The 16302-nt window shown below is 44.8% G+C and carries 14 protein-coding genes and 2 tRNA genes; 1 reads left to right on the forward strand and 15 read right to left on the reverse strand.

The annotated features are described in order from the left end of the window. Positions 1 to 7: 7 nt before the first annotated feature. Positions 8 to 886, forward strand: a complete 879-nt coding sequence (locus tag R7070_RS16735) for a U32 family peptidase (protein ID WP_256900274.1) — start codon at positions 8 to 10, stop codon at positions 884 to 886. Between the two features lie 51 nt (positions 887 to 937). Here the strand turns inward: R7070_RS16735 and R7070_RS16740 are convergent, their stop codons facing one another. From R7070_RS16740 to folP, 15 genes are all read right to left on the reverse strand, one after another. After that, on the reverse strand, positions 938 to 2284 hold the full coding sequence (locus R7070_RS16740) for an MATE family efflux transporter (RefSeq protein WP_256900260.1): 1347 nt from the start codon (positions 2282 to 2284) through the stop codon (positions 938 to 940). A 124-nt stretch (positions 2285 to 2408) separates the two neighbouring features. After that, entirely contained in the window at positions 2409 to 2831 is a 423-nt protein-coding gene (locus tag R7070_RS16745) for a MarR family winged helix-turn-helix transcriptional regulator (protein WP_005380103.1), read from the reverse strand. A gap of 99 nt (positions 2832 to 2930) precedes the next feature. After that, entirely contained in the window at positions 2931 to 3851 is a 921-nt protein-coding gene (gene nlpI, locus R7070_RS16750; protein WP_005380101.1) for a lipoprotein NlpI, read from the reverse strand. A gap of 178 nt (positions 3852 to 4029) precedes the next feature. Further along, positions 4030 to 6165 carry a polyribonucleotide nucleotidyltransferase gene (gene pnp / locus R7070_RS16755; protein ID WP_256900261.1) on the reverse strand — a complete coding sequence of 712 codons (2136 nt, stop codon included), beginning with the start codon at positions 6163 to 6165 and terminating at the stop codon, positions 4030 to 4032. Between the two features lie 292 nt (positions 6166 to 6457). After that, on the reverse strand, positions 6458 to 6727 hold the full coding sequence (rpsO, locus tag R7070_RS16760; protein ID WP_005380094.1) for a 30S ribosomal protein S15: 270 nt from the start codon (positions 6725 to 6727) through the stop codon (positions 6458 to 6460). 141 nt (positions 6728 to 6868) lie between these two features. Further along, the gene (gene truB / locus R7070_RS16765) at positions 6869 to 7822 is read right to left on the reverse strand and encodes a tRNA pseudouridine(55) synthase TruB (protein ID WP_005380088.1); all 954 of its coding nucleotides are present in this window, start codon (positions 7820 to 7822) and stop codon (positions 6869 to 6871) included. Continuing rightward, positions 7822 to 8217 (reverse strand): 30S ribosome-binding factor RbfA, encoded by a 396-nt coding sequence (gene rbfA / locus R7070_RS16770; protein WP_005380087.1) that lies wholly within the window; start codon positions 8215 to 8217, stop codon positions 7822 to 7824. Before rbfA ends, truB begins: the two co-directional genes overlap by 1 nt. Before the next feature lie 114 nt (positions 8218 to 8331). Next, positions 8332 to 11043 (reverse strand): translation initiation factor IF-2, encoded by a 2712-nt coding sequence (infB, locus tag R7070_RS16775; protein WP_005380086.1) that lies wholly within the window; start codon positions 11041 to 11043, stop codon positions 8332 to 8334. 22 nt (positions 11044 to 11065) lie between these two features. After that, a complete protein-coding gene (nusA, locus tag R7070_RS16780; RefSeq protein WP_005380084.1) occupies positions 11066 to 12553 on the reverse strand; it encodes a transcription termination factor NusA in 1488 nt (495 codons plus the stop codon). Positions 12554 to 12589: 36 nt separating this feature from the next. Beyond that, the gene (rimP, locus tag R7070_RS16785; protein ID WP_005386424.1) at positions 12590 to 13045 is read right to left on the reverse strand and encodes a ribosome maturation factor RimP; all 456 of its coding nucleotides are present in this window, start codon (positions 13043 to 13045) and stop codon (positions 12590 to 12592) included. Positions 13046 to 13270: 225 nt separating this feature from the next. Then, a tRNA-Met gene (locus R7070_RS16790) sits at positions 13271 to 13347 on the reverse strand. A gap of 56 nt (positions 13348 to 13403) precedes the next feature. Further along, positions 13404 to 13487, reverse strand: a tRNA-Leu gene (locus R7070_RS16795). A 16-nt stretch (positions 13488 to 13503) separates the two neighbouring features. Further along, positions 13504 to 13842 (reverse strand): preprotein translocase subunit SecG, encoded by a 339-nt coding sequence (gene secG, locus R7070_RS16800; RefSeq protein ID WP_005380080.1) that lies wholly within the window; start codon positions 13840 to 13842, stop codon positions 13504 to 13506. Between the two features lie 220 nt (positions 13843 to 14062). Beyond that, positions 14063 to 15403 (reverse strand): phosphoglucosamine mutase, encoded by a 1341-nt coding sequence (gene glmM / locus R7070_RS16805; protein WP_005388992.1) that lies wholly within the window; start codon positions 15401 to 15403, stop codon positions 14063 to 14065. A 19-nt stretch (positions 15404 to 15422) separates the two neighbouring features. Then, entirely contained in the window at positions 15423 to 16253 is an 831-nt protein-coding gene (gene folP / locus R7070_RS16810) for a dihydropteroate synthase (protein WP_017820419.1), read from the reverse strand. Between the last annotated feature and the right edge of the window lie 49 nt (positions 16254 to 16302).

Here is a 16302-nt window from a genome sequence, read left to right on the forward strand (position 1 = left end):
TAATTCAATGAAATACGCGCTTGGCCCGCTGTTGTACTTCTGGCCAAAACAAGACATCGAAGCGTTTTATGAACAAGCGAAATCAAGCTCCGCGGACATCATCTATCTTGGGGAAACCGTATGTTCAAAACGTCGAGAAATGAAGCCTTCGCATTGGCTTGAAATCGCAAAAGAGCTGTCTGCATCTGGCAAGCAAGTGGTGCTATCAACGATGGCACTACTAGAAGCTCCGAGTGAAGTAAACATAATGAAGAAGTACATCGACAACGGTGACTTCGCGATTGAAGCAAATGACGTATCTGCTGTTCAATTAGCATCAGAGCATAAAGTGCCTTTCGTCGTTGGCCCTGCAATCAATACTTATAACGCACACACGCTCAACTTATTTTTGAAGCAAGGTATGATGCGTTGGTGCATGCCTGTCGAGCTCTCTCGCGAATGGTTAAACGATACTTTAGTTCAGTGTGACGAGCTGGGTATTCGTAACAAGTTTGAAGTTGAGGTATTTAGCCACGGTTATTTACCTTTAGCGTATTCCGCTCGCTGTTTCACAGCCCGAGCTGAAAACCGAGCGAAAGACGATTGCGAAACCTGCTGTATCAAATACCCTACGGGTATCCAGGTCAGCAGCCAAGAAGGGCAAGAAGTCTTTAACCTTAACGGCATTCAAACACAATCAGGGTATTGTTATAACCTGATCAATGACTTACCAAGTATGCAAGGCCTGGTTGATGTGGTCCGATTAAGCCCTCTCGGTGTGAGTACACTTTCTGAGTTAGAGCATTTTCGCTCAAACGAATACGGCGATAATCCTGAAAAGCTCGAAAGCCGCCAATGCAATGGCTATTGGCATCAACTAGCGGGCTTAGAAGTAAAAACCATTTAATCCTTAAAGATAAAAGCGAGGCCTAGCCTCGCTTTTATCTGTTAGCTTTTGTTAGCAGGCTTGCACCCTTGGTTCGACAGAACTCTCATTAAGCAGCTTTTTCACATCTCGCCACAACATACTGATCACGACCAAACTCAATGCAATGTTAGACAATGGGAAAGCTAACCAAATACCTGTCACGCCGAAAAGTTTCGGCATAATGAATAAGAATGGCAACTGGACCAGCATGTTGCCTAGTGTTACAAACATAGCTTTGCTGCCTTTGTTTACTGATTGATAGTACGCGGCCGCCACAACTAAAAAACCATCTAAGAACAACGCAAACATGTGTAAACGAATCCCGATCACGGTGCTATCAATCAACTGTTGGTCAGCATTATTAAACACCGCAACAAGTTCGTACGGGAAAAGGTTCATCAAAACAACGAACGCCACCCCACCAAGCACAGATGTCCCCATCGCGACCTTTAATAACTTTCTGATGTTCTCCTGATTACGTGCACCGTGGTTGAAGCTCACTAAAGGCTGCATACCATTCGCAATTCCTTCGGCTATCAGATAGTAAACCGTCACGATGTACCCCAAAATGGCGTACGCTCCGATCAACATTGCACTTCCGTATTGAGCAAATAACGCGTTGTGCAGTGCCACCATCACAGAGCCGTAGGCGTACATAAAGAAACTTGATGTACCTATCATGATAATCTTTGGTACAGCATCAACCTGAACTTTGAAGTCGCGGATACGAAGGCGTAATGTTGCTTTTGAAGTAAAGAAGTAACCAATACCGAGCACAGTGACCACTAATTGTGCAAGTGCAGTGGCAATAGCGGCTCCGGTTAACTCCCACTCCAACCAAGCAATAAATACGTAGTCTAATACAATGTTAATAACGGCACCGATGACCATCAAAATCGTTGCTAAGTTCGGGCTGTCGTCATTGCGTAATAAAAACGGAACTGCGATAGAACCCAACGTGAATACGCACGCGACAATCAGAATATGCAAATATTGCAGCGCAAGTTCAAACACTCGCCCTTCCGCACCTTGCCAGCGAATAAATTCATCCGAAAACAAGAACAATATTGTAGCAACGATCGGCATCAATGCCGCTAACAACGTCAATCCGGTCGTTAGGATTCGCTTAGCGCCTTCATGATCGTTCTCTCCTTGCTTGATCGAAGTCAGCGCGCCAGTCCCCACCCCAATCATCATTCCTATACCGAGGATCGAACCGATAATAGGCCACGCAACATTGATCCCAGCTAATCCGTCAGCGCCAACATAACGGCCAATAAAAATGCCATCAACTATTTGATACAAACCGTTTACGAGCATTGCTGCGACGGTTGGAATCGTATATTTCCAAAACTGTCTATAAATTGAGTTTTGCATGACTGTCACCAGTAGTTAGCAAAGCTAACCATTTAATTAGCAAGACTAACTAAATGGTTAAATTAAATAAAAGAAAGATGAAACAACAAAAACTAAACCATACAGCTGAGGCCTTTGCTTTAGTTTAAAATGACTTATTACTCAATGCTTTATTCAATAAAGCTTGTAACTGTTCAGCTTCTTGCTGATTTAATTGTTGCATCATTTGGTCAGAGATATCTTTGTACACTACCTGCTCCAAAGACATTTTTTCTGCGACTTCTTCCGTAAGCAACACACGCTTAGCACGAGCATCCTCATTACATGCGATGCGTTTCACCAAACCCTTTTTTTCCAAACGCACAACCATTGTCGATGCGGAAGGCTTAGTCACTTGCAGCTCTTCTGCAAGATCGGTTATTCGCACACCCTCAGGGTAAACCTGAATCACACGTAAATAATCGAACTCATTAAAGCTTAGATGTGATAACGGATCTTCTTTGGCATAGACACGCCAAGCTTTGGCGCAAAAACGCTCTAAATCAATCAAGCTTTCTTCTAATGCCATAAAAGCCACCACCACTTAGTTAGCAAGACTAACTACTTTAAATGAGTCACTCATCAAGTTCAATCATAAAAAAAGCCGCTCTCATCGAGCGGCTCTAAATCATTCAATTTCCAGCTTCTTGGCAGCCTTTAACTTGGCCAATCTATCTTGCTGTAATTGATCGTAAATTTGCGCCAACTCCAAGAAAGAATAGCGATGCTCAACATAATCGTAAACGTTGAACGAAATCGCGAGCTTATAAAGTGAGATGGCACTTGCGATATCACCTTCAAGCTGATTACGCTTTCCAAGGTAGAAATACGTTTCCGTCAATCGTTCAGCTAGGCGATAGTTCTCTCTCGTTCCATCCATAATTGCTTTAAGCGCGTCTTCGTCCGAGACGTCTCGTAGCATGATGGCAACAAGAACCCATCCCCACTCTTCACTACGATCTCGTAAATAACGCTGTTGAAGATTGGCTTTTGCTTGCTCTGGATTTTGCTCAGCTTCGATGATGTACAGCCATAATGAACGAAAAGGATCCGTTGGCATTTCTTGATAATGCTTGGTCATATCTTCTAAAGCGAGATCGATTCGGCCACCATAATACAGTGCAATCGCACGGTTGCGCTCAGCATAGGTATTATCAGGAGCCAACTCTATGGTCGAGTCAAACGCTTCATATGCCGCATCAAACTCTCCTACTTGGGTAAAGTATACTCCCAAAAGATTGAAGATGTCCGGCTGAGCAGGATTCAACTGCAAAGACTGGTTAAAGTCCAAACGGGCAAGATCACGCAAACCAACGCTGTCGTAGTAGCTACCGCGCTCATAATGCATTTTAGCGCGCACTTCATCACTAAGGTCGGGACGTTGTAGCAACTGCGAGAGACGCGCGATTTGTACTTCTTGTTGAACACTAGGCTGAAGTGGCACCGCCATCGGTGGATATAACCACTTTTGTGCTGATTGTTGAGAAGTATTTGCACAACCGGTCAGCGCGATAGCAACACATAAAATTGCGGTTTGAAACCATTTCACTAATTGATACTCCTGTTTGGACCGCTCAAGATTTGTTTCTCTTAATGCAATATAGGCGATAACCTCGTTTGAGGTTAATACATCGAAACAAACCAAAAAAGGGGAGCGAAAATGCTCCCCTTTTATAACATGCTTTCAGGCCCTTAATCTAATAAAAGGCTGAAAGTCTCATTTTGTCTTACTCGTCTTTAGCAGCCGGTGCTTCAGCAGCAGCTTCTTCAGCTGGCTTTTCTACCGCTTCTTTCATGCTTAGACGTACACGGCCTTGGCGGTCGATTTCAAGAACTTTAACTTGAACTTCTTGACCTTCAGCTAGGTAGTCAGACACTTTCTCTACGCGTTTTTCTGCGATTTGAGAAATGTGTACAAGACCATCTTTGCCTGGAAGAACCGTTACGAATGCACCGAAGTCCGCTAGACGTGCAACTTTACCTGTGTAGATACGGCCCACTTCAACTTCAGCAGTGATCTCTTCGATACGGCGGATAGCTTCTTTCGCAGCAGTGCCTTCAGTTGCCGCAATCTTGATAGTACCGTCGTCTTCGATTTCGATAGTTGTACCAGTCTCTTCAGTTAGAGCACGGATAACTGCACCACCTTTACCGATAACGTCTTTGATCTTCTCAGCGCTGATCTTCATCGTGTGAATACGCGGAGCAAATTCAGAGATGTCTTCACGAGCACCAGAGATAGCTTCATCCATTACAGATAGGATGTGCTTACGTGCGCCTTGAGCTTGGTTAAGCGCAATTTGCATGATTTCTTTAGTGATGCCTTCGATCTTGATGTCCATTTGAAGTGCAGTGATACCAGTGTTAGTACCTGCTACTTTAAAGTCCATGTCACCTAGATGGTCTTCATCGCCAAGGATGTCAGAAAGTACAACGAAATCGTCACCTTCTTTAACAAGACCCATTGCGATACCAGCAACAGATGCTTTGATTGGTACACCTGCGTCCATAAGTGCAAGAGAAGTACCACATACTGAAGCCATTGAAGATGAACCGTTAGATTCAGTGATTTCCGATACAACACGTACTGTGTATGGGAACTCATCAACAGAAGGCATTACTGCAGCAATACCACGCTTCGCCAGTTTACCGTGGCCGATTTCACGACGCTTAGGAGAACCTACAAAACCAGTTTCACCTACACAGTATGGAGGGAAGTTGTAGTGCAGTAGGAAGTGATCTTTACGCTCACCAGTTAGCTCATCGATGATTTGAGCATCACGCTGAGTACCTAGCGTTGCCGTAACGATCGCCTGAGTTTCACCACGAGTAAATAGCGCGCTACCGTGAGTACGAGGAAGAACACCAGTACGTACATCTAGTGCACGAACCATGTCTTTTTCACGGCCATCGATACGAGGGTTACCTGCAATAATACGGCTACGTACTACTGTCTTCTCTAGATCATGGAAGATAGTGTGGATTTCTTTTGTGTCTGCTTCAGGATCTTCAGCAAGAAGAGCTTCATTTACTTCCGCAGCGATCTCATGGATGCGGTCGTAACGAGCCATTTTCTCAGTAATTTGGTAAGCTTCAACAAGTTTAGCTTCTGCTAGATCAGCAATCTTATTTTTAAGCGCTGTGTTCTCTTCAGGAGCAACCCAATCCCAAGCAGGAGTTGCAACTTCTGCTTTGAATTCGTTGATAGCTTGAATAGCAACTTGTTGTTGGTCATGACCATAAACAACCGCCGCTAGCATTTCTTCTTCAGTTAGGTTGTCCGCTTCTGACTCAACCATCAGTACTGCTGACTCTGTACCTGCAACAACAAGGTCAAGCTTAGAAGTTTCTAGTTCAGTTTGGCTAGGGTTAAGTACAAGCTGACCATCGATATGACCAACACGCGCCGCACCGATAGGGCCGTTGAATGGAATGCCAGAGATAGCAAGAGCAGCAGAAGTACCGATCATTGTAACGATATCTGGCTGAACATCTGGGTTTACAGACATTACTGTCGCGATAACCTGAACTTCGTTTTTAAACGCGTCTGGGAATAGCGGACGGATTGGACGGTCGATTAGACGAGCTGTTAGCGTTTCGCCTTCAGAAGGACGACCTTCACGTTTGAAGAAGCCGCCTGGAATTTTACCCGCAGCGTAAGTACGCTCTTGGTAGTTAACCGTTAGTGGGAAGAAGTCTTGACCTGCAACGGCTTCTTTTTTACCTACAACAGATACGAATACAGACGTATCATCCATTGTGACCATAACTGCTGCTGTAGCTTGACGTGCAATAACGCCAGTTTCTAAAGTAACTGTGTGGTTACCGTACTGGAACGTTTTAACAACTGGTTTTTCGAACATTGTTATTCCTTGTTTCTAATCTTCCTTTAGTGCTTAAAGAAATCTTAGATGTGTTAATTGACACTCAAGGCATTACGAATCGCGACTAGTAAAAAGAAACTCGGAAATTCCTTTTGAATAGTCGCGACCTTTTGGTCGACGTGGTTGACTGTAATGCTATGAGCTTTTGAGAAAACCTCTTACAAGGTTTAGCCGCCAGTATTATAACGGCATAAGTCTAATTTGGCTAAATTTAGGCAACAAAAAAGGGGCATAAAGCCCCTTTTTAGACAAACTGCTATGCAGTCGCTGATTAGCGACGTAGGCCTAGACGTTTGATTAGGTCTTGGTAGCGAGCTAGGTTTTTACCTTTTAGGTAATCTAGAAGCTTACGACGACGAGAAACCATGCGTAGAAGACCACGACGGCTGTGGTGATCGCCTTTGTGCGCTTTGAAGTGACCTTGTAGGTGGTTGATAGAAGCTGTAAGTAGAGCTACTTGAACTTCTGGTGAACCAGTGTCGCCTTCGCCTTGTGCGTATTCTGCAACGATTGCTGCTTTAGTTTCTGCATTCAGAGACATAATTCTCTCCTAATAAGAGTAGGTTTAAAGTTGTAGCAGCCAATCTCTGATTCAGCCGCTACGCGAAGCGCGGATTATAGGGAAATTTCCTATCTCGTGCAATATAAAAATACCGACACTCAGGTCGGTATTTTCAATCATTTACTTGGATGCAACGTCATCTCGGAACACGACCAATCGCTTAGGAGCGATTTTGCCATCTTCGTTCATTTCGCCAACGCCAATAAACAAGCGTTCTTCACCCATAGTAAGGCGAAGTGAGCCCTCAGTCGGAGCACCAAATACTTGAACGGGCTGCCCATGTTGGACCATATTCGCCAGTTCAGGCACCAAGTTGACTTCTGGTAAGTCTTCTACCGCTGTATCCATTGGCAAAAGCAGTGGGTCCAGTAGCTCTCGAGGCGCTCGTTCCTCGCGGTGAGCTTGCTCTAGCAACTCATTTAGTTGCTCAAGTGTTACCATATTCTCGTAAGGGTATTTAGCAACACCAGTACGACGAAGCATAGTTACGTGCGCACCACAACCTAACATTTCGCCCAGATCATCAACGATAGTACGAATATAGGTACCTTTAGAGCAGTGCACTTCCATCTCTACTTCATCGCCTTCAAAACGGTGAAGAACAATCTCATATACCGTGATCTTACGAGATTCACGCGGAACTTCGATGCCTTTACGAGCGTATTCATACAAGGGTTTACCTTGATACTTCAACGCAGAGAACATGGAAGGCACTTGATCAGATTCACCACGGAACTGATCGATGCACGCTTCTAGCTTGTCTAACGTAACATCGACTGGACGCGTCTCTACAACTTCACCATCCGAGTCAGATGTATTGGTACGTTCACCCAGCTTTGCGATCACGCGGTAGCGTTTATCAGAATCAAGAAGAAACTGAGAAAATTTTGTCGCTTCACCCAAGCAAATTGGCAGCATGCCTGTCGCTAATGGGTCCAAGGCTCCAGTGTGGCCTGCTTTCTCGGCAAAGTAGATTCGCTTTACTTTTTGCAGTGCATCATTGGAAGAGATACCTGTTGGTTTGTCCAACAGTATAACACCATTAATTGGACGACCTTTACGACGACGAGCCATTATTCTTCGTCCTCACGACCAGAATCTTTTTGCTTTTGTTTGTCTGAACTAACGACTTCAGACACTAGGTTAGACATACGCATACCTTCAACCAGCGTATTGTCATAGTGGAAGCGGATTTCTGGCGTTAAACGTAGACGAATACGCTTACCTAACATCATACGAATGTGCACTTCGTGCTCACGTAGCGCTGCTAGACATGATTCTGGTGTTTGCTCCCCCACACACAGGAAGGTCACAAATACTTTTGCGTAAGCTAGGTCACGAGAGACTTCTACGTCTGAGATCGTCACCATGCCAAGGCGAGAGTCACGAACTTCACGTTGAAGGATCATCGCTAGTTCTTTTTGCAGCTGCTGTGCAACGCGCTGCGTGCGGCTAAATTCTTTTGACATATCTTTACTCTTATATAGAAAGAATGGGGGGTTGGTCAAAGCCAGCCCCCCATGGTGTATTCAACAACCAATTACTACTTATCTTTCAAAGACAATATTAGTAATTTTAGTCAATTAGTCTAGAGTACGTTTAATTTCAACGATTTCGAAGACTTCGATTTGGTCACCAACGCGAACATCATTGTAGTTCTTAACGCCGATACCACATTCGTAGCCATTCTTAACTTCTTGAACGTCATCTTTGAAACGACGTAGTGACTCTAGTTCACCTTCGTAAATAACAACGTTATCACGTAGTACACGGATTGGGTTGTTACGCTTGATCACACCTTCTGTAACCATACAACCAGCGATAGCGCCCAGTTTCGGTGACTTAAACACGTCACGAACTTCAGCAAGACCAATGATCTCTTGCTTGAATTCTGGAGCAAGCATACCGCCCATTGCTTGTTTCACTTCATCAATCAATTGGTAAATGATTGAGTAGTAACGTAAGTCAACAGCTGCGGCTTCAACAGCACGGCGAGCAGAAGCATCTGCACGAACGTTAAAGCCAAGGATGATTGCGTTTGAAGCTTCCGCTAGTACTACGTCAGTTTCCGTAATACCACCTACACCAGAACCAACGATGTTCACTTTAACTTCGTCAGTAGATAGCTTAACTAGTGAGTCAGCGATTGCTTCTACAGAACCTTGAACGTCTGCTTTAAGTACAACGTTAAGTTCAGCAACTTCACCAGCAGTCATGTTAGAGAACATGTTCTCTAGTTTAGATTTCTGCTGACGAGCAAGTTTCACTTCACGGAACTTACCAGCACGGTAGTTAGCTACTTCACGCGCTTTACGCTCGTCACGAACTACTGTTGCTTCATCACCTGAAGATGGTACACCTGAAAGACCTAGGATCTCTACAGGGATAGATGGGCCAGCCGAAGTAATTTCTTTACCTAGCTCATCACGCATTGCACGAACACGGCCGTATTCTTGACCACAAAGAACGATGTCGCCTTTGTTTAGTGTACCTGATTGAACAAGTACTGTTGCAACTGGACCACGACCTTTATCTAGGCGAGATTCAACAACAACACCAGATGCCATGCCCTCAGCTACAGCTGTAAGTTCAAGAACTTCAGACTGAAGAAGGATTGCTTCTAGAAGACCATCGATGTTTGTACCCTGTTTAGCAGAGATGTGAACGAACATGTTCTCACCTCCCCACTCTTCAGGAATAACGTCGTATTGAGCAAGCTCGTTCTTAACGTTATCTGGGTTCGCGTCTTCTTTATCGATCTTGTTCACAGCAACAATTAGAGGAACGCCTGCCGCTTTCGCGTGCTGAATCGCTTCTACTGTTTGTGGCATTACGCCATCGTCTGCTGCAACAACAAGAACAACGATATCTGTTGCTTGAGCACCACGAGCACGCATTGCAGTAAACGCTGCGTGTCCAGGAGTATCAAGGAACGTGATCATGCCGTTGTCTGTTTCAACGTGGTACGCACCAATGTGCTGAGTAATACCACCCGCTTCGCCAGAAGCAACGTGTGTGCGACGGATGTAGTCAAGTGTTGACGTTTTACCGTGGTCAACGTGACCCATGATAGTAACAACTGGAGCACGTGGAACTGCTTCCGCGTTAGTGTCACGGTCAGATAGTACCGCTTCTTCCAGTTCGTTCTCTTTACGAAGAACTACTTTATGGCCCATTTCTTCAGCAACAAGTTGTGCTGTTTCTTGGTCGATCACTTGGTTGATAGTCGCCATAGCGCCCATCTTCATCATTACTTTGATAACTTCTGTCGCTTTAACCGACATCTTGTTAGCAAGTTCTGATAGAACGATCGTTTCGCCAATTACAACGTCTTGCTTAGCAACCGTTGCTGACTTATCAAACCCGTGCTGCATTGAAGTCGGCTTAGCAAGTTTGCCCTTACGACCTCTACCGCCACGTTGGTTGTTACGGCCACCGCGAGCTTGGTCGTCTTTACCCGAAGCTGCTTTTTTCTTCTTACGACGACCGCCTTCTACTTTGCGATCTGCTTCATCTTCGGCTTCACGTGCGTATTGTGAAGTCGTTACATGGTAATCTGTATCTTCCATATCACCCTTTTTCTCTTCTGCAGCAGACCAACGCTCTTTATTCTTTTCAGCCAATTCGCGAGCTTCTTCAAGCTTGCGCTGACTTTCCTCTTCAGCCTTACGCTTAGCTTCTTCTTCCTGACGACGTTTAAGCTCGTCGGCCTCTTTTCGCGCTGCTTCTTGCTTAATTTTCTCTTCAGCATCACGCTTTGCTTTTTCTTCAGCATTACGTTGTGCATTCGTATCTACGTCTCGCTTCGCTTTTTCTTCAGCTTCACGTTTCGCTTTTTCTTCCGCTTCACGTTTTGCAGCTTCTTCAGCTTCACGTTTTGCAGCTTCTTCAGCTTCACGTTTTGCAGCTTCTTCTGCTGCACGTTTTGCTGCTTCTTCTGCTTCACGTTGTGCTGCTTCTTCAGCTTCACGTTTCGCTTCATCTTCAATTGTGCTGCGCTTCACGTATGTACGTTTTTTGCGCACCTCAACCTGAACATTCTTACTCTTACCACCACCCGCGTTCACACTAAGTGTACTACGAGTTTTACGCTGAAGCGTAAGGCGAGTCGGCTCTGAATCACCTGATTTATCACCGTGTTCTTTCTTTAAATGAGAGAGAAGCTTCTGCTTCTCTTCATCAGTAACATTGTCAGAGCTCGCCTTTTTAATGCCAGCGTCAGCAAGTTGTTCAATCAAGCGGTCGACTGGCGTACCAATCTCATCACTCAGTGCTTTAACTGTTAATTGTGTCATGCCGCTTCCTCCTTGCCGAAAATTATGCTTCTTCGCCGAACCAACAGATGTTACGTGCGGCCATAATTAGCTCACCTGCACGTTCCTCGGTCAGGCCTTCGATACCTTCTAAATCGTCAATACCTTGGTCAGCAAGATCTTCCAGTGTCGCTACACCTTTCGCTGCCAATTTAAATGCCATCTCACGCTCAAGACCTTCAAGTGCAAGTAGGTCCTCAGCTGGTTCTAGACCTTCAAAAGACTCTTCTTGTGCTAGTGCGATCGTCGTTAGTGCATCTTTTGCACGTCCACGAAGCTCTTCGATTAGTTCTTCATTCAAACCATCGATTTCTAGTAGCTCGTTAACTGGCACGTATGCGATTTCTTCTAGCGTTGAGAAACCTTCTTCAACAAGAAGTTGAGCGAAGTCTTCTTCAATATCTAGGTACTTCATGAAGTTTTCAATAGATGCTTGTGATTCTTCAGCGTGTTTCTTCTGAAGATCAGCAACTGTCATAACATTCAGTTCCCAACCGGTTAGTTGAGATGCTAGACGCACGTTTTGACCGTTACGACCAATAGCTTGCGCTAGGTTGTCAGCTTCAACTGCGATGTCCATTGAGTGTGCATCCTCATCAACGATGATAGAAGCAACATCAGCTGGCGCCATTGCGTTGATAACGAATTGAGCTGGGTTATCATCCCAAAGAACGATATCGATACGCTCACCACCAAGTTCGCCAGAAACAGCTTGTACACGTGCACCACGCATACCAACACACGCACCTACAGGGTCGATACGTTTGTCATTTGTTTTGACAGCGATCTTAGCGCGAGAACCAGGATCACGTGCCGCGCCTTTCAACTCGATAATATCTTCTGCGATTTCAGGCACTTCAACACGGAACAGTTCTGCCAACATTTCTGGCTTAGAACGAGTGATGAACAATTGGAAACCACGTGCTTCAGGCGCGACTTTGTAAAGAAGGCCACGTACGCGGTCGCCTGGACGGAAGTTTTCACGAGGAAGTTGGTCATCACGCAGGATTACCGCTTCAGCGTTATTACCAAGATCAAGCACGATTGTGTCACGGTTTACTTTTTTCACGACACCAGTGATTAGATCACCTTCATTGTCGATGAACTGTTCAACGATTTGTGCGCGCTCAGCTTCACGAACTTTTTGTACGATAACTTGCTTAGCAGTTTGAGTCGTAATACGGTCAAACGTTACTGATTCGATTTCGTCTTCTACGTAGTCGCCAAGCTCGATTGAGTCATCTTCGTATTGCGCTGCTTCTAGTGAGATCTCTTTTGTAGGGTTCTCAACGTCATCAACAACTAACCAACGGCGGTAAGTGACAAACTCACCGGTTTTACGGTCAATGGCAACACGTACGTCGATTTCGATTTCGTATTTTTTCTTTGTAGAAGTTGCTAGAGCAATCTCAAGAGCCTCAAAGATACGCTCACGAGGTACCGCTTTTTCGTTCGATACCGCTTCTGCTACCGCTAAAATTTCTTTACTCATTATATTTAGCCTCTAAGCTTAAACTTTTTTAGGGAACTAAAATTTAGGGATCAGGTTAGCTTTGGAAATGTTACTTAGAGCAAACTCTTCTTGCTGACCGTCTACAGTAATTGTCACTGTTTCGCCATCAACACCGTGGATAATACCTTTCCACTTACGACGGTTTGCTACAGCCATTTTCAATACGATGCTGACCTCGTGACCAATAAATTGCTCGTAATGTGCTGCTTTAAAAAGTGGTCTTTCTAAACCTGGAGAAGACACTTCTAGGCTGTAAGCAACAGAAATTGGATCTTCAACGTCTAAAACTGCACTAACTTGGTGGCTAACTTCTGCACAGTCGTCTACGTTAATACCATTTTCATGGTCAATGTAGATACGTAACGTTGAGTGCGCGCCTGCACGAATGAATTCTAATCCAACTAACTCATAACCTGATGCCGCTACTGGCGCGTCAAGCATTTCAGTAAGTTGTCTTTCTAAACCAGTCATTTAACCACTCCAGAAACAAAAAAAGGGCTCAGAGCCCAATCAAAAAACCAAGCAGTATCTGAGCTATTTCAAAAAGCTCAGATAACAAAAAACCCCGATAGTCGGGGTTTTATGCTGCTGGACCCTGATACGTTAAGAATAGCCAACAATTGCTTTTCTTAACTCGTAGTGTGGTTAGCACTACGCAAACTTGCCAATCTACGATTTCCTTTTAAAGAAAGAGATTGGTTGCGGGGGCCGGATTTGAACCGACGACCTTCGGGTTATGAGCCCGACGAGCTACCAAGCTGCTCCACCCCGCGTCCGACTTGCTGAGCATTATACTCGCAAACAAGTGATTTACAAGTTTGTAAATACATGGTGCCGAGAGAGGGACTCGAACCCTCACACCTAAGGCACTAGCACCTCATGCTAGCGTGTCTACCAATTTCACCATCTCGGCATCAAAACCTTACAGCTTATTGAGGAATTTCATCACCCGCAGGGGCAGGAACTTCACTCGCTGCATCCTTAACTTGTTCAACAACTGGTTGACCTAACGTTGGGTCTACCCATTGTGATTCAGTCTGGTGCGTAGACATACGACCAAGTAACAAGCTAACGATAAAGAATACGGTTGCTAAAATAGCAGTTGTTCGGGTTAAGAAATTACCTGAGCCGCCAGCACCAAACACTGTGTTTGAAGCACCAGCACCGAACGAGGCTCCCATATCTGCGCCTTTACCTTGTTGAATCAACACAAGGCCAATCACACCAAGCGCTGCCAACAGGTAAATCACAAGTAGAACTGAAAACATTTTTTCCACCTATGTTCCAAATTGTTGAGCCAGCGCCGTTCAAAAGAACAAATCATAATGAACAAGGCTAGCGACCTCCTAACGGGAGGCGGAGCAATACTAGCGAAAGCCAGTAACGCTGACAAGGGAAAATTAGTAAAAAATCAATGCCAATGCGTTAAGCGCTCAAAAAAAGGGCAAAAGATGCCCTTTTCATTCAAGACATGCTTTAACGCAATGATTAACAACTTGCTTTAACAGCCTCAGCGATTTTCAATGCTGAGTGTTGAACTAGTTCACCATCTTCGCCTTCCACCATAACGCGGATCAAAGGCTCAGTGCCAGACTTACGCAGCAGTACACGCCCTTTATCACCAAGTGTCGCCTCTACTTCAGCGACAGCGTTTAATACAGCTGTAGCTTCAAGAGGGTTACTTTCTCCTGAGAAACGGACATTTTCTAAAACCTGAGGATATAATGTCATTCCTTGCGATAGTTCATATAAAGACATATCGCTGCCAATTACAGAAGCAAGTACTTGAAGTGCAGCAACAATCGCATCGCCGGTTGTGACTTTATCTAATAAGATCACATGGCCTGAGTTTTCAGCACCAATTTTCCAACCTTTTTCTAGCAGTTGCTCCATGACATAACGGTCACCAACAGCAGCACGTACAAACGGAATGCCTAGCTGCTTTAAACCATTTTCCATACCCAAGTTAGTCATTAGTGTACCAACAACACCACCCTTTAGCTCACCACGACGAAGTGCATCACGAGCGATGATATAAGCAATTTGGTCACCATCAACTTTGTTACCTAGGTGGTCGACCATAATGATGCGGTCACCATCACCATCAAATGCGAGACCAAGATGCGCTTGCTCTTCAACAACACGCTGTTGAAGAGCTCGTACGTCTGTTGCGCCCACTTTTTCATTAATGTTGATGCCGTTAGGCTCTACGCCCATAGCGATAACTTCTGCCCCAAGTTCTTTGAAAACATTTGGAGCGATGTGGTACGTTGCACCGTGCGCACAGTCTACTACGATCTTAAAGTTCGCAAGGCTCAACTCAGATGGGAAAGTACTCTTACAGAACTCGATGTAACGACCAGCTGCATCATTTAGGCGGGTTGCTTTACCAAGCTCAGCCGACTCCACACATTCAATTTCTTTATCTAACTCAGCTTCGATCGCCAATTCGATATCGTCAGGTAGCTTAGTACCCTCAGAAGAAAAGAATTTAATGCCGTTGTCGTAATATGGGTTATGTGATGCAGAAATCACAATACCAGCCTCGGCACGGAAAGTCTGAGTTAAATATGCCACAGCTGGAGTTGGCATGGGACCAGTAAATGTTGCTTTAAGTCCCGCAGCTGCAAGGCCAGCCTCTAGTGCAGATTCAAGCATATAACCTGAAATGCGTGTATCTTTACCTATGATAACTTTCTTTGTGCCTTGTTTCGCTAGTACACGACCAGCAGCCCAGCCAAGCTTAAGTACGAAGTCTGGAGTGATTGGGTATTGTCCTACTTTACCGCGCACACCGTCAGTACCAAAGTAACGTCTTTCATTCGACATAAACTTTCCTTTATTATTTTTAAATATTGTTTTTCGTCATCTCAACAACTTTCATTGCTTCGATTGTCTCTTCAAAGTCATGCACGCGAATGATCTGCGCGCCTTTCATCGCGGCAATCGTAGCACAAACAACACTTGCGTTCGTACACTCTGCCGCTGGCTTGTCTAACAGTTTGAAGATCATGGATTTACGAGACATGCCAGCCAAAATAGGCAGGCCGAATTCATGAAACTTTTCAAGATGAGCAAGCATATGATAATTGTGTTCGATTGTTTTGCCAAAGCCAAACCCAGGATCGAGAATCAGTTGAGATTTATCAATCCCTGCAGCTTCACACGCCGCGATACGTTCTTCTAGAAAAGCCGACACGTCCCCCATTAAATCATCATAATGAGGGTCAACTTGCATGGTCCTAGGTTGACCTTTCATATGCATCAGACAAATTGGAAGGTTTGCTTCTGCTGCGACTTCCAGAGCACCAGGCTCTTGCAGCGAGCGGATGTCATTGATCAAATCAGCCCCAGCATCAATTGCTTGACGCATCACTTCTGCTTTACTGGTGTCAACGGAAATCCACACATCATACTTTTCACGAATGGCTTTGATTACTGGGACAACACGCCTAAGCTCTTCTTCCAAAGACACATCCGGTGCACCAGGTCTTGTCGATTCACCACCAACATCAACAATACTTACACCAGCCTTTATCATTTTATCAACTTGAGCAAGAGCAAGTTCAATTGAGTTGTATTTACCGCCATCCGAAAAGGAATCCGGTGTCACATTTAGAATGGCCATGACATGTGGACGCGAAAGGTCCAAAGATTTGTTATTTGCTGTAATCATCATCATAAACACAAAAACCCCGAGATAACTCGGGGTTTAATATTATCGATAC

The sequence above is a fragment of the Vibrio sp. 1557 genome, from assembly GCF_033340175.1.
Taxonomy (GTDB): domain Bacteria; phylum Pseudomonadota; class Gammaproteobacteria; order Enterobacterales; family Vibrionaceae; genus Vibrio; species Vibrio alginolyticus.

Coding starts and splice junctions, on each gene's coding strand:
- R7070_RS16735 (WP_256900274.1), top strand. CDS start 8: ATGAAATACGCGCTTGGCCCGCTGTTGTACTTCTGGCCAAAACAAGAC.
- R7070_RS16740 (WP_256900260.1), bottom strand. CDS start 2,284: ATGCAAAACTCAATTTATAGACAGTTTTGGAAATATACGATTCCAACC.
- R7070_RS16745 (WP_005380103.1), bottom strand. CDS start 2,831: ATGGCATTAGAAGAAAGCTTGATTGATTTAGAGCGTTTTTGCGCCAAA.
- pnp (WP_256900261.1), bottom strand. CDS start 6,165: ATGTTCGAAAAACCAGTTGTTAAAACGTTCCAGTACGGTAACCACACA.
- rpsO (WP_005380094.1), bottom strand. CDS start 6,727: ATGTCTCTGAATGCAGAAACTAAAGCAGCAATCGTTGCAGAATACGCA.
- truB (WP_005380088.1), bottom strand. CDS start 7,822: ATGGCTCGTCGTCGTAAAGGTCGTCCAATTAATGGTGTTATACTGTTG.
- rbfA (WP_005380087.1), bottom strand. CDS start 8,217: ATGTCAAAAGAATTTAGCCGCACGCAGCGCGTTGCACAGCAGCTGCAA.
- infB (WP_005380086.1), bottom strand. CDS start 11,043: ATGACACAATTAACAGTTAAAGCACTGAGTGATGAGATTGGTACGCCA.
- nusA (WP_005380084.1), bottom strand. CDS start 12,553: ATGAGTAAAGAAATTTTAGCGGTAGCAGAAGCGGTATCGAACGAAAAA.
- rimP (WP_005386424.1), bottom strand. CDS start 13,045: ATGACTGGTTTAGAAAGACAACTTACTGAAATGCTTGACGCGCCAGTA.
- secG (WP_005380080.1), bottom strand. CDS start 13,842: ATGTTTTCAGTTCTACTTGTGATTTACCTGTTGGCAGCGCTTGGTGTG.
- glmM (WP_005388992.1), bottom strand. CDS start 15,403: ATGTCGAATGAAAGACGTTACTTTGGTACTGACGGTGTGCGCGGTAAA.
- folP (WP_017820419.1), bottom strand. CDS start 16,253: ATGATGATTACAGCAAATAACAAATCTTTGGACCTTTCGCGTCCACAT.